General features: G+C 66.6%; 12 protein-coding genes and 1 tRNA gene. 7 read left to right on the top strand and 6 right to left on the bottom strand.

Features of this window, described 5'->3' with window-relative positions:
* Nucleotides 1-25 precede the first annotated feature (25 nt).
* Nucleotides 26-514 (bottom strand): glycine zipper domain-containing protein, encoded by a 489-nt coding sequence (locus tag P0M04_RS28140; protein ID WP_259451046.1) that lies wholly within the window; start codon nt 512-514, stop codon nt 26-28.
* A gap of 206 nt (nt 515-720) precedes the next feature.
* On the opposite strand from P0M04_RS28140, the gene P0M04_RS28135 reads away from it, so the two are divergent.
* Together P0M04_RS28135 and P0M04_RS28130 are read left to right on the top strand one after the other, a co-directional pair.
* Nucleotides 721-1,863: a metallophosphoesterase gene (locus P0M04_RS28135; RefSeq protein WP_259451047.1), complete on the top strand. Its 1,143-nt coding sequence runs from the start codon at nt 721-723 to the stop codon at nt 1,861-1,863.
* A gap of 81 nt (nt 1,864-1,944) precedes the next feature.
* Entirely contained in the window at nt 1,945-3,390 is a 1,446-nt protein-coding gene (locus P0M04_RS28130; RefSeq protein ID WP_259451048.1) for a M28 family peptidase, read from the top strand.
* A 578-nt stretch (nt 3,391-3,968) separates the two neighbouring features.
* Here P0M04_RS28130 and P0M04_RS28125 read toward each other — a convergent pair.
* Genes P0M04_RS28125 through P0M04_RS28115 form a run of 3 tightly spaced genes read right to left on the bottom strand, consistent with a single transcriptional unit; the run spans nt 3,969 to nt 6,066 of the window.
* Complete coding sequence (locus P0M04_RS28125) at nt 3,969-4,640, bottom strand: SOS response-associated peptidase (RefSeq protein WP_259451050.1); 672 nt, start codon at nt 4,638-4,640, stop codon at nt 3,969-3,971.
* Nucleotides 4,641-4,698: 58 nt separating this feature from the next.
* Nucleotides 4,699-5,010 carry a putative quinol monooxygenase gene (locus P0M04_RS28120; protein ID WP_259451051.1) on the bottom strand — a complete coding sequence of 104 codons (312 nt, stop codon included), beginning with the start codon at nt 5,008-5,010 and terminating at the stop codon, nt 4,699-4,701.
* 15 nt (nt 5,011-5,025) lie between these two features.
* A complete protein-coding gene (locus P0M04_RS28115) occupies nt 5,026-6,066 on the bottom strand; it encodes an acyltransferase (protein WP_259451052.1) in 1,041 nt (346 codons plus the stop codon).
* A 232-nt stretch (nt 6,067-6,298) separates the two neighbouring features.
* Here P0M04_RS28115 and P0M04_RS28110 point away from each other — a divergent pair, with 232 nt between their 5' ends.
* Nucleotides 6,299-7,426, top strand: coding sequence for a GGDEF domain-containing protein (locus tag P0M04_RS28110; protein ID WP_259451053.1), 1,128 nt, complete (start codon nt 6,299-6,301; stop codon nt 7,424-7,426).
* Between the two features lie 36 nt (nt 7,427-7,462).
* Here the strand turns inward: P0M04_RS28110 and P0M04_RS28105 are convergent.
* Nucleotides 7,463-7,549, bottom strand: a tRNA-Leu gene (locus tag P0M04_RS28105).
* Between the two features lie 38 nt (nt 7,550-7,587).
* Nucleotides 7,588-7,857: a hypothetical protein gene (locus tag P0M04_RS28100; RefSeq protein ID WP_259451054.1), complete on the bottom strand. Its 270-nt coding sequence runs from the start codon at nt 7,855-7,857 to the stop codon at nt 7,588-7,590.
* Nucleotides 7,858-8,020: 163 nt separating this feature from the next.
* Here P0M04_RS28100 and P0M04_RS28095 point away from each other — a divergent pair, with 163 nt between their 5' ends.
* The 4 genes from P0M04_RS28095 (at nt 8,021) to P0M04_RS28080 (ending at nt 12,286) form a co-directional block, all read left to right on the top strand.
* On the top strand, nt 8,021-8,815 hold the full coding sequence (locus P0M04_RS28095) for a hypothetical protein (protein WP_259451055.1): 795 nt from the start codon (nt 8,021-8,023) through the stop codon (nt 8,813-8,815).
* 13 nt (nt 8,816-8,828) lie between these two features.
* Nucleotides 8,829-11,069 (top strand): penicillin acylase family protein, encoded by a 2,241-nt coding sequence (locus tag P0M04_RS28090; protein WP_259451056.1) that lies wholly within the window; start codon nt 8,829-8,831, stop codon nt 11,067-11,069.
* 86 nt (nt 11,070-11,155) lie between these two features.
* Complete coding sequence (locus P0M04_RS28085; RefSeq protein WP_259451057.1) at nt 11,156-11,707, top strand: thymidine kinase; 552 nt, start codon at nt 11,156-11,158, stop codon at nt 11,705-11,707.
* A 12-nt stretch (nt 11,708-11,719) separates the two neighbouring features.
* The gene (locus P0M04_RS28080) at nt 11,720-12,286 is read left to right on the top strand and encodes a hypothetical protein (RefSeq protein WP_259451058.1); all 567 of its coding nucleotides are present in this window, start codon (nt 11,720-11,722) and stop codon (nt 12,284-12,286) included.
* Nucleotides 12,287-12,291 lie beyond the last annotated feature (5 nt).

Below are 12,291 nucleotides of genomic sequence, written 5' to 3'. Positions count from 1 at the left end.
GCGGTTTTGGAGGTTCGTTCGACGATCAGCGGTGCCAGCCGCGGTCGTAGCCACGGTCCCAGTCGCCGCGGTCGCGATCCCGGCCGCGATGCCAGCCACGGTCGTGGTCGTATCCGCGGCCCCGCTCGACGACGACGACGTCCGGACGGGAGTTGTAGTAATAGCGGGGCGATTCCACATACACCGGACGCGGTTGCACATAGACCGGACGGGACTCGACGTAGGCCGGTGCCGACTGGTAATAGCCGCCGGAATAGCCGTTCGAATAACCGCTCGAGTAGGCGTAGCCACGGTTGCGGGAATAATAGTCGTCGTTGGTGCGGACCGAATTGCCGACCGCGGCGCCGATGGCACCGCCGACGAGCGCGCCGTCCCGGCCACCCACGCTGCCGCCGATGGCGGCGCCGGCCAGTGCACCCACGACCGTATTCACACCCCGATCGCCAGCCATTGCCGAGGTGGACACGGCAGCTGCGGCCAGGAGCATGGCACCAATGCATTTTTTCTTCAACATGGTTAGTTCCTTGCGCCTCAACGGGGATCGGGATGATCACAACTACGCCAGGCATGCAATCATCATAGATACACCCGTGTATGCTGCCACGCGTTAATACAGATTATTACATCTGCTTCCGCCCCGGTAACATCGGTTACAGGCTGCCCTTGCAGACGCCGCAGGCCGCCCCATCTTGGAGGGGTTACCGACTGATTGACCCCACCATGGCGCGCCGGCGTTCTTTCGTTTCCATTCTTGCCATTCTCCTGTTGTTGCACGCATACATTGGCCTGCGGCTCTTGCCCGCGATGGACGCCGGTGTCATCGGCATGCTGGCGGGGGCGGTGTTCCTCGCTGCGTCGGCCGCGCTCGTACGCATCGGCCTCGTGGCGCCGAGCCTGCGCCGCACGCGCTGGTCCGAACCCCTCACGTGGGCCGGGCTGCTCGCGATGGGCCTGTTTTCTTCGCTGTTCGTGCTGACCTTGCTGCGCGATCTCGTGCTGGTGGCACTTGCAGTGGGTGGCGCGGGTGGCCCGGCGTTTACGCACGACAGCGCCGTCGCCGTGCCGCTGCTGGCGCTGGCCGTCACGTGCATCGGCTTCATCAACGCCCGCCGGGTGGCGCGCGTCGTCAAGGTCGAGGTGCCGATCGACGGCTTGCCGGAAGACCTGCACGGCTATTCGATCGCACAGATTTCCGACATCCACGTGGGCCCGACGATCCGCCGGCCATACCTGAACGCCATCGTCACGAAGGTCAACGCGCTCAAGCCGGACGCCATCGCGATCACGGGCGACCTCGTCGACGGCAGCGTGCAGCGCCTGGCTATGCACACGGAACCGCTGGCGCGCCTGTCCGCGCCGGACGGCACGTTCTTCGTCACCGGCAACCATGAATATTATTCCGGCGCCGAGCAGTGGATCGCGGAAGTGCGCCGCCTGGGCCTGCGCGTGCTGCTGAACGAGCACGTGATCCGGCGCCGCGGCGGTGCGAAGCTGATGATCGCCGGCGTCACGGATTACACGGCGCAGCATTTCAATCCCGCCCACAAGAGCGACCCGCACCTCGCCGCCGCCGGCGCGCCGGACGACGTCGCCGTGCGCATCCTGCTGGCCCACCAGCCGCGCACCGCGCCGGCCGCGGCCGATGCCGGCTTCGACCTGCAATTGTCCGGCCACACCCACGGCGGCCAGTTTTTCCCGTGGAATCTGTTCGTCCCGCTGCAGCAACCGTTCGTTGCCGGCCTGAACCGCGTGCGCTCGCTGTGGGTGTACACGAGCCGCGGCACCGGGTACTGGGGACCGCCGAAGCGCTTCGGCGCGCCGTCCGAGATCACGCTCGTGCGCCTCGTGCCCGGCCGGGCGTGATTGAGTACGCCAATATATTTCCCCAAAAACAATCGGATGCGTTATCGTTTTGGTTTTTCCACCGACCAAAGGATTGCAAGCATGAATCGCCTCCGTCTCCCCGCCTTGGGCCTGATCGCCGCCTGCCTGCTGGGCAGTACCGCGAACGCCGCCACTCCCGGTAATGACCCGGCCGCGCTCGCCAGGGTGCGCGACACGGCACTGCAAAGCGATTACGCCTACCAGCGCCTGGAAGACCTGACGGACCTCGTCGGCCCGCGCCTCTCGGGTTCGCCCGGCGCCGCTGCCGCCGTGACCCAGGTCGCCGACGAATTGCGCAAGCTGGGCGCCAAGGTCACGCTGCAGCCGATCAAGGTGCCCCATTGGGTGCGCGGCGAAGAGAAGGCGGCGCTCGTCGACTACCAGGGCCGTCCGGCCGGCGTGACGCAAAAGATCGTGCTGACCGCGCTGGGCGGATCGGGTGCGACCCCGGCCGCCGGCATCACGGCGCCGGTGATCGTCGTGCGTACGTTCGAAGAACTGAAGGCGCGCGCGGCCGAAGTGAAAGGCCGCATCGTCCTGTTCGACGTGCCGTTCGACCAGAACATGGCGGACCGCGGCCTGGCCGGTACGGCGTATGGCCAGGCCGTCGCCTTCCGCGGGGTCGGCCCGCGCATGGCGGCTGAAATGGGCGCGGCGGCGGCCCTCGTGCGCGCCGTCGGCGGTGCCGCGTACCGCATCCCGCACACCGGCGCGACCCTCCTCAAAGACGATGCCCGCATCCCGGCGGCGGCCGTGACGATCGAGGATTCGCTGCTGATCGCGCGCCTGTCGAAGCGCGGGCCCGTCACCATGCACCTGACCCTGACGCCGCAGATCCTGCCGGATGCGGACAGCTACAACGTGATCGCCGACTGGCCGGGCACGGACAAGGCCGACGAGATCGTCCTCGTGTCGGGTCACCTCGATTCCTGGGACCTCGCGACGGGCGCCAACGACGACGCATCCGGTGTCGTCAGCGCGATGGAAGTGATCAATACACTGCGCAAGCTGGACTATCACGCGCGCCGCACGATCCGCGTCGTGGCCTGGATGAACGAGGAGAACGGCGGCCGCGGCGGGCACACGTATGACGCCGTCAACAAGAAGCTCGCCGGGAAGCATTTCGCGGCGTACGAGGACGACGGCGGTTCGGGCCGTCCGTTCGGCATCCACGCGGGCATCGGCCTGGCCGGCGCCAAGCTGCTGGCGCCGCTGCAGGCTGCCCTGTATCCGATGGGTGCGGGCGCATTCCGCCGCGATGACGTCGTCGGCGCCGGCGACCTGCACGACCTGGAGGACTCGGGCGTGCCGAGCTTCGAGCCGTTGATCGACTCCTCCGACTATTTCAATTATCACCATACCCCTGCCGATACCTTCGATAAGGTGGATCCGGAAAACCTGCGCCGCCACGCTGCCGTCATGGCGACGACGGCGTGGTTCCTGGCCAACATGGACCAGCCGATCGGCCGCGCCAACGTCTTTACCGAGGCGAAGGCGGCTAAATAAAAGGTAAAAGCTGAAGTTGCCATGCGGCAGGCGGCGCGCCGCCTGCCGTTACCGTCATCCGGCCTCGATGCGCCGGATCGCACGGGCATGCCCGCGGAACGGACGGCCATACACGGTCTGGATGCCGCTGGCAAAGTTCTGCCCCAGACCAGTTGCGGCCGTGTGTCGTGGGCCTCGCTCGACCAGTACCAGACACGGTCGAAACCTTCGCGCATGTTGGCGAACAGCAGGGCAAGTTCGCGCCGTGTCGGCAGCTCGCCCTGCTGCGCGGCAGCCCATTCGCGCGCGGCGGGCCAGCTGACGTCGGACGCTTCGTCCGGCAGCAGCACCAGGTGGTAGTCGGACTCGCCGTTCTTGCCGAGTATCAGGCCGGCATAGGCTTCGCCTTCCTTCAACATTTCTTGGATCCTCAGGTAGTCACCCATTGCGCAACCCTTTCGTCATGTGGTCTCGTATGACCATCGATCGCCGCGCTTGGTTGCGACATTCGATACGACATAGGTCATAACGGCGTTTGCGAAATGGTTCTCAGCCTTCGTTTCGAGGCTGACCAGAGGAAATGTTTGATTGGGGATACGTCAGTCGTCCAGAGGCCGGACGATCTCCGGACCGTCCGCGCCGGCCCGGTTCACGGCCGTGCTGACCTTGTACCACTCGAAGGCGTCCGCAGGCACGGCCGCATGGCGCGCCAGTTCGATGGCCTGCTCGGGCGACAGGCCCGGATCGAGCCAGAGTTTCGCGTCTTCCGCTTCCAGAACGACGGGGCGGCGGTCGTGGATGTCCAGCATGCCGCCGGAGGCGTCGTCCGTGACGATGACGAAGCCGGCCTCGGCGCGGTTCTCCTCGAACGGCCCGAAGTTGGCGACGGCCAGCATGAACAGCGGGGCGTGGTCCTTGCGGTGGATGTGCCACGGTTGCTTGTGGCCTTTTTCTCCCGTCCACTCGTACCAGCCCTCGGCCGGGACGATCCCGCGCCCGTTCTTGACGAGCCGCGACCAGTAGCGGTTGGCCAGCTTTTCCAGCCGGGCGTTGATGACGATGGGCACTTTGCCTTCGGCCCATTTGGCGCGGTAACTCCAGAACACGTCGTCCACGCGGTGCTCGCCGTCCTGCACGTGCATGACGGGGCGATAGGTACCCGGCGCCGCATTCGTCGTCGGTCTCGACTCGCTGTCGAACACGGCATCGGTCCAGCCGATCAGGTTGGCGTAATGGCGCGCGGTCTGGCTTTGGTCAAATCGTCCACACATGGGACGATGGTAGCGCAGATGGGCAACGGCGGTCGTCCGTTAGGGCGCGCCGTGCCGTTCAGTCGGGGAGCCCTGGTGCGGGGAGGCCCGGACCGGCGACGGGCAGCGTCTCGACACGTTCGCCGAAACCGGCGATCAGGGGCCGCGCCTTCGCGATGGCGGCCTGTACCGAGGGCAGTGCCAGCGATGCCTGGTGGCTGTGCTGGCTGTCCCATACCTCGGTCACCCAGATGGCGTCCGAATCGGCAGCGTCGTGTGCGATGACGTAGCTGATGCAACCCGGCATGCCGGTCGTGCCGTGGGCGAGGATGGCCGTCAGCGTATCGCGCTGGCCGGGTGTGCAAAGGATCTTGCCGATCAATCCGTACATGATGAGTTCCTCGGTTCATGCGACGAGGCGGCGCGTGGGCGCGAACCGCCACAACAGCCCCGTCAGCGCCAGCGACAGCGCGAACACGAGGGCGACGACGATGATATCCCAGCCGGGGACGGCGCGCAGCGGCGAATCCGGGCGCGCGAGCAGGTCGACGAACAGGAAGTGCGACGCATAAATGCCCAGCACGAGCGGACCGAGTCCCGCGAGGCGGGGAGCGCGCAGCGGCGCCGGATCGGACAGGGCCAGCATCGTCATGCCCAGCCCGTAGAAATATGTGCCGAGCACGAAATCCTGCGCCATGTTCGTGCCCCAACCTGCGTGCAGCCAGGCGACCTCGGCTACCTGCAGGGCCAGTCCGCCCAGTGCAAGCGCGGGCCCGAGGCGGCGCCAGGACGGTCGGGGGCCCATGCGCCGCAGCCGGGTCCCGGTGACGAACATGATCAGGCTGAAGCACAGGCCATTGCGCATATTCACGTGCGTGTGGAAACCGATGGGCGTGTCGGCATATGCCTTGCCGGCGAGCCCGGCCGCGTACAACGCGATGGCCAGCACGAGGAGCGTGCGTTCGCGCCCGCGCGCGAGCAGGGCGCCGCTGACGAGGGCCGCCAGCGCCAGTGCCGGCAGGAACCACAGATGGACCTTGGTGCCCTGCAGCAGCAGGGTGGGCAGGCCGGGCAGGGGACGCGTGGCCGCTTGCCAACCCGCCGCCGCGACGGTGATGAGGAAATAGATGACGGACCACGCGACGAACACCACGAGGACGCGGCGCGCGAGGGCAATGCCGGCCTTCCAGCACGCGGCGCGGTCCTGGCAGCGGCCGGCCCAGAAATAGCCGGACAACATGAAGAACAGCGGCACCGCGAAGCGCTCCAGCTGGTCGCACACCGTGCGGACGTCGAAGCGCAACCCGACCGCGTCCGGTCCCGTGTGCGGTGCCGTGTGCAGCGCGATGACGGCAGCGATCGCCAGGACCCGGAAGACGTCGACGGACTGGATGCGCTCCGTGGATGCCTGGCTGCCATGCAGTGGTGCCTGTTGTTTCTGGGTCATCGTGCTCGGCTTTTCTTCATCGATTTTGCCAAAAATAGACTGAAAGTTTCTTCGATGGAAATATTTCGGTACTCGAATTTGCTAAACTCATGTTTATTTCCACCGCGCAATGTTGCGCGCCTTTCCAGGATATCGTGCCATTCTCGACAGTGTTGCACGGTCAGCCCATCCAGCCGGTTCCGATTTGAGCGCTTTACTCTTTCTATTTGTCACCATCGCACTGTCGGCGATCATGCTGATGGTCTTGCGTTCGGTCGCGCGGAGCAGCGTGGCTGGTGTGCGTGAGTGGACGTGTGCCAACGTCCTGGCGATCGTGGCGCTGCTGCTGTTCGCCGCCCGCGGGCGGATTCCGGACGTGCTGTCCATCGACGTCGCGAACCTGCTGTTCCTGGGCGCGCCGGCGCTGATGCTTGCCGGTTTCGAACGCCACCTCGGCCGCCGTGCGCCATACCGCGCGCTGGCCGCGCTGGTGACGGCATCGACCGTGGCGCTGGGCATATTCCACTATGGCGTCGACGCGATGGCGGTGCGCGTGGCGCTGTCGTCTTTCTTCCACGGCATCGTGTGCGTGGCCATGGCCTGGGGGCTGCGGCCGTGGGCACATCCGGACCGGGCCCGCTATCCGATCCGCTTCGCGTTCGGGGCCGCGCTGACGCTGGCGGCGGCCCACGCGGTGCGCGCCGTGATGTATGCGTCCCACCATGACGCCCAGGTGACGCTGTTCGATTCATCGCCCGTCAACCTCGTCTGCTTTGCCCTCGGCACGCTGGCGCTGCCCGGCTTGACCCTGGGCGCCGTAATGATGGCGAACGCCGGACTGATCGGCCAGGCCCGGTACGCGGCGGAACACGACCACCTGACGGGCGCCTGGTCGCGTCGCGCCTTTTTCGGCCGCGCCGAGCGCGCCCACGCGGATGCCGTGCGTAGGGGCGGGCCGCTGTCTTTGCTGATCTTCGACGTCGACCACTTCAAGGCCATCAACGACACCCACGGCCACGCGGTCGGCGACCAGGTGCTGGCCGACCTCGTTGCGCGGACGGGCACTGTGCTGCGCGGCGATGTCTGTGCGCGCCTGGGAGGGGAGGAATTCGCGGTCCTGCTGCCGGACACGGATGCGGACGCGGCCGTGCGCCTTGCCGACGAATTGCGGCGGACGCTCGAACGGGCTGACGTGGCTGGAGCTGGTGCCGGGGTTGTGCGCTTTACGGTCAGCGTCGGTGTCGCCAGCCTCGATGAAGGCGAGTCGCTGGAGAGCCTGCTGCAGCGGGCAGATGCGGCATTGTATGCGGCGAAGCGGGGTGGGCGGAACCAGGTCCAGGATGCGCGGGCGACGGAAGACGTCGGCGAGACCTTGGCGTGATCGCTTCGGCGCTGCCGCCGCGTACGGCTTGGGTTGTGGTGCCCGGAGCCGGGATCGAACCGGCACGCCATCGCTGGCACGGGATTTTAAGTCCCGGGTGTCTACCAGTTTCACCATCCGGGCAGCGGGCAGGATTCTAGCACAGCCGGACCCGTTCAGGGTCAAAATTGCAAGGTTGACTTGTCCGGCGCCTCCCACCGATGGGCCGAGCCGAACGGCCTCACGAGCGCCGCCGCTGCCGCCACCAGCACATGCGGCGGACGCGGCCCCTGGCGCCGCCCCACTGGCCGCGTCAGTACGCGCAACGCGACGTCGAACGGCACCCCATCCTCATGCAGCAGGCGCGCGGCGTGTGCGATGCCGTGCTGGGGGCTGCCGTTCAACACGGCATCGATGAACATGGCAGATATGCGGTCATGGCGTCGATTCATCGCTCGCTCCCTGAAGGTTGAGTCCGCTTCATTCTGCGCCGATCCGGGAAAAGTTTCCATTCAACATGCATGACGCGTGCCGGCCGGCGGCGCATGGTGTAGCATGCGGGGCGATACGCCCGCGGCCGTCTGCGTCGCGGCAGGAAACATGCAAGGACACACTTTGAATATCACGATCAACGAGGAACTCCGCTCTTTCATCGATCCCCTCACACCCGTCGAATACGCGGCGCTCGAGCGCAGCCTGCTGGCCGACGGCTGCCGCGACGCCCTCGTGCTGTGGCGCGACGTCCTGATCGACGGGCATAACCGCTACGACATCTGCACGAAGCACGGCATTCCGTTCCGCACCGTCAACAACGACAAGTTCGACTCGCTGGAAGACGTCATGCTGTGGGTCATCGACAATAACCTCGCGCGCCGCAGCGTGTCCGACTTCCAGCGCGGCATGCTGGCGCTGCGCAAGAAGGAAATCGTCGCCGCACGCGCGGCCCAGCGTGCCGCCGAGGCACCGCCGGAGCAGGCGGAACAGGAACCGGTCGACGATCCGGCCGACCCGCCGTGGAGCACGCGCGAGGACGTCGCGAAGGCTGCGCGGGTGTCGGCGAACACGCTGAGCCAGATCGAGCGCATCCGCAAGACGGCGGCGCCGGAACTGGTCGACGCCGTGCGCAGCGGGACGATTTCCGTCAGCGCCGCCGCCAGTGTCGCGTCGCTGCCGCCGGAAGCGCAGGTCGCGGCCGTCGCCGGTGGGCGCAAGGAGCTGCAGCAGGCCGCGCGCCAGGTGCGCGAACAGAAGGCCGGCGCCAAGCCGAAGAAGGAGACCGTCCCCGATTCGCCGGAAGACCAGGTGAAGGCGTTGCGGGCCCAGGTCGGCGAACTGAAGGACCGCGTCGCCACCCTGCTGACGGAAAACGAAGTGCTGCGCCAGAAGCTCGCCGCGCTCGGCGGCGCCTGATCCAGGAGATCCCATGACGATGTCCCGCGCGACCCCGGTCGCCATCGCCTGTGCCGCGCTGCTCGCGCTCGCCCAACCCGTGGCTGTGCAGGCTGCGGCGCCGGCCGCCACGCAGACGCAGGCCGCGTTCACGTCGGCCGAACGCGCGCGCATGCAGGCGATGGCACGGCGCGTGACGATCCTGCGCGACAAGTGGGGCATCCCGCACGTCTTCGGCAAGACGGATGCGGACGCCGTGTTCGGCATGCTGTTCGCGCAGGCCGAGGATGATTTCAACCGCGTCGAACTCAATTACATCAACGCGTTGGGGCGGCTGGCCGAGGTCGAAGGCGAGAAGGAGATCTGGCGCGACCTGCGCATGAAGCTGTACATCGATCCGGTCGAGCTCAAGGCGAAGTACGCAGACAGTCCGGCCTGGCTGAAGAAGCTGATGGATGCGTATGCGGATGGTTTGAACTGGTATCTCGTTACCCGTCCGCAGGTGAAGCCGAAGCTGATCACGCGCTTCGAGCCGTGGATGGCGCTCGCGTTCAGCGAGGGCAGCATCGGCGGCGACATCGAGACCATCGACCTGAAGGCACTGCAAGCGTTTTATGGTGCCGCGCGAGCGCCCGTCGTCGCGCAGGCCGAGAAGGTGGCCGACAAGGGGTTCGACCCCGAGCCGCGCGGCTCGAACGGCTTCGCCATCGCGCCGCGCCTCACGGCCGGTGGCCACGCGCTGCTGATGATCAATCCGCACACGTCGTTCTACTTCCGTCCCGAGATCCACATGGTGAGCGGCGAAGGCCTGAACGCGTACGGCGCCGTCACGTGGGGCCAGTTCTTCATCTACCAGGGCTTCAACGACCGCGTCGGCTGGATGCACACGTCCGGTGGCGGCGATGTCATCGACGAGTACCTGGAAACGGTGGACAGGCGCGACTCCGGCTTCGTCTACAAGTACGGCGCCGGGGAACGGGCCGTGCGCGCGAAGACCATCGCGCTGCCCTATAAAACCGCGAACGGCATGGCGACGCGCACCGTCACCGCGTACTTCACGCACCACGGTCCCGTCATCCGCACGCAGGACGGCAAGTGGGTGGCGGTGCGCATGATGGACGACCCGGTGCACGCACTGATGCAGTCGTACGGCCGCACGAAGGCGCGCGACTACGCGGCGTTCCGCAAGGTGATGGACCTGCGCACGAATTCGTCGAACAACACGGTGTACGCGGATGCGGACGGCAATATCGCCTACTTCCACGGCAATTTCATCCCGCGCCGCGACCCGCGTTTCGACTGGACGAAGCCCGTCAACGGCAGCGATCCGGCCACCGAGTGGAAGGGCCTGCACGACGTCGGCGAGACGATCACGCTGTTCAACCCGGGCAGCGGCTATATCTCCAACACGAACAACTGGCCGTGCACGGGCTTCGGCGCGAGCAGTCCGGATTGCTCGACGTATCCGACGTATATGTGGTCGCTGCCGCAGAATCCGCGCGGCGTGCACGCGGAGCGCGTGCTGCACGATGCGCGCGATCTCACGCTCGACGGCCTCATCGCGAAGGCTTACGACAGCTACCTGACGGCGTTCGAGCCGCTCGTCCCGGCCCTGGCGAAGGATTGGGACGCGTTGCCGGACAGCGATCCGCTGAAGGCGAAGCTCGCCGGCCAGGTGGCGCTGCTGCGCGGCTGGGACCTGCGCTTCTCGACGGCGTCCGTGCCGACGTCGCTCGCCGTGTACTGGGGCCAGGACATGGTTGCGCAGGCATCGAATCGGGCGAAGGCGCAGCGCGTGCCGGTCGTCGATTTCGTGCAGACGCGGTTGACGCCGCAGGAGCGCCTCGATGCGCTGTCCCGCGCGAGCGACCGCTTGCTGTCCGACTTCGGCAGCTGGAAGACGCCGTGGGGCGAGATCAATCGCTTCCAGCGCCTGTCGGGCGCCGTCGACCAGCAGTACGACGACAGCAAGCCGAGCCTGCCCGTCGGTTTCACGTCGGCGAACTGGGGCTCGCTGGCTTCCTTCGGCATGACGGCGAAGCAGACGACGAAGCGGATCTATGGCGACCGCGGCAACAGTTTCGTCGCGGCCGTCGAGTTCGGCCCACGCCTGCGCGCAAAGAGCATCCTGGCCGGCGGCGAGAGCGGGGATCCGGCGTCTCCCCATTTCGCGGACCAGGCCGCGATGTACAGCCGCGGCGAATTCAAGGACGTGCTGTACTACAAGGAAGACATCGAGAAGCAGCTCGAGCGCAAATATCACCCGGGGGATTGACGCAGGCCGGCGGCGCTGGCGCCGCGCCATGCCGGATTGCTATAATCGCCGGATCGAACAACGGTATTCCAGGGCAGGACAGGGCAGTGGCAAAACTCTATTTCAGGTATTCGGCAATGAACGCGGGCAAGTCGACGTCGTTGCTGCAGGTCGCGCACAACTACGAAGAGCAGGGCCAGAAGGTGCAGCTGTACACGGCCGCCATCGACGACCGCTACGGCGTGGGCCAGATCACGTCGCGCCTGGGCCCGCAGCGCCAGACCGACGTGTTCGACAAGGACACCAATTTCCTGGACAAGGCGCCGGCCGTGTCGTGCGTGCTCGTCGACGAAGCCCAGTTCCTGACGAAGGAGCAGGTCGTACAACTGCACCAGCTGGCGCAGGTGCGCGGCGTGCCCGTCATCTGCTACGGCCTGCGCAGCGATTTCCGCGGTGACCCGTTCCCTGGCTCGGCGCACCTGCTGGCGCTGGCCGACGACATCGAGGAAATCAAGAACATCTGCACGTGCGGCAAGAAGGCGACGATGAACATCCGGGTCGATCCGGAAGGCCGTCGCATCCGCGAAGGCGAGCAGGTCAGCATCGGCGGCAACGAGAGCTACCGCCAGGCCTGCGCCCGCTGTTTCTACCTGGGCTGACGCGTCGCGGCCATGTCCTGGCTGGCAGGCTGTACCACCCATCTGCCCGCCTGGGCCTGCGGCCTGGGCGAGATGCTGTTATATCTCGTGCCGTCGCTCGCGCTCGCGTTCCTGATCTGGATGGTGACGCGGGCGCATCCCGTCTTTTTCCTGTTCAGCGCCGTCGGCACGTTCTGCCACGAGCTCGCGCACTTCGCCGTCGGGCTGTTGCTGGGCGCCGAACCTGTCGGCTTTACCATCATTCCGCGCCGCAACGGGCGTACGTGGGAGCTCGGTTCCGTGTCGTTCGCGAACCTGCGCTGGTATAACGCCGCGCCCGCCGCGCTGGCGCCTTTCCTCGTGCTGCTCGTGCCCGTCACCGTGGCATGGTGGCGCACCCGCACGCCATGGCACTTCGGTCCGGCCGACTTGGCGCTGACCCTGCTGCTGGCGCCGCAGTTCCTGTCGTTCTGGCCATCGCCCGTCGACTGGAAACTCAGCTTGCGCAGCTGGCCTTATCTGTTGATTATCGCGGCGGGCGGCCTGGCCTACTGTTGGTTTCAAACCAGTTTGTTTCGATTTGTAAAAGCGCAGGCCTGAGAGCG

Source organism: Telluria mixta (assembly GCF_029223865.1).
In the GTDB taxonomy this organism is placed as follows: Bacteria; Pseudomonadota; Gammaproteobacteria; order Burkholderiales; family Burkholderiaceae_D; genus Telluria; species Telluria mixta.
This window is presented reverse-complemented; position numbering and strand designations above follow the sequence as displayed.

Excerpts from the sequence above, each read along its gene's own strand:
- P0M04_RS28125 (WP_259451050.1), bottom strand. The coding sequence starts at position 4,640 with ATGTGTGGACGATTTGACCAAAGCCAGACCGCGCGCCATTACGCCAAC.
- P0M04_RS28110 (WP_259451053.1), top strand. The coding sequence starts at position 6,299 with ATGCTGATGGTCTTGCGTTCGGTCGCGCGGAGCAGCGTGGCTGGTGTG.
- P0M04_RS28130 (WP_259451048.1), top strand. The coding sequence starts at position 1,945 with ATGAATCGCCTCCGTCTCCCCGCCTTGGGCCTGATCGCCGCCTGCCTG.
- P0M04_RS28100 (WP_259451054.1), bottom strand. The coding sequence starts at position 7,857 with ATGAATCGACGCCATGACCGCATATCTGCCATGTTCATCGATGCCGTG.
- P0M04_RS28140 (WP_259451046.1), bottom strand. The coding sequence starts at position 514 with ATGTTGAAGAAAAAATGCATTGGTGCCATGCTCCTGGCCGCAGCTGCC.
- P0M04_RS28090 (WP_259451056.1), top strand. The coding sequence starts at position 8,829 with ATGACGATGTCCCGCGCGACCCCGGTCGCCATCGCCTGTGCCGCGCTG.
- P0M04_RS28135 (WP_259451047.1), top strand. The coding sequence starts at position 721 with ATGGCGCGCCGGCGTTCTTTCGTTTCCATTCTTGCCATTCTCCTGTTG.
- P0M04_RS28080 (WP_259451058.1), top strand. The coding sequence starts at position 11,720 with ATGTCCTGGCTGGCAGGCTGTACCACCCATCTGCCCGCCTGGGCCTGC.
- P0M04_RS28120 (WP_259451051.1), bottom strand. The coding sequence starts at position 5,010 with ATGTACGGATTGATCGGCAAGATCCTTTGCACACCCGGCCAGCGCGAT.
- P0M04_RS28115 (WP_259451052.1), bottom strand. The coding sequence starts at position 6,066 with ATGACCCAGAAACAACAGGCACCACTGCATGGCAGCCAGGCATCCACG.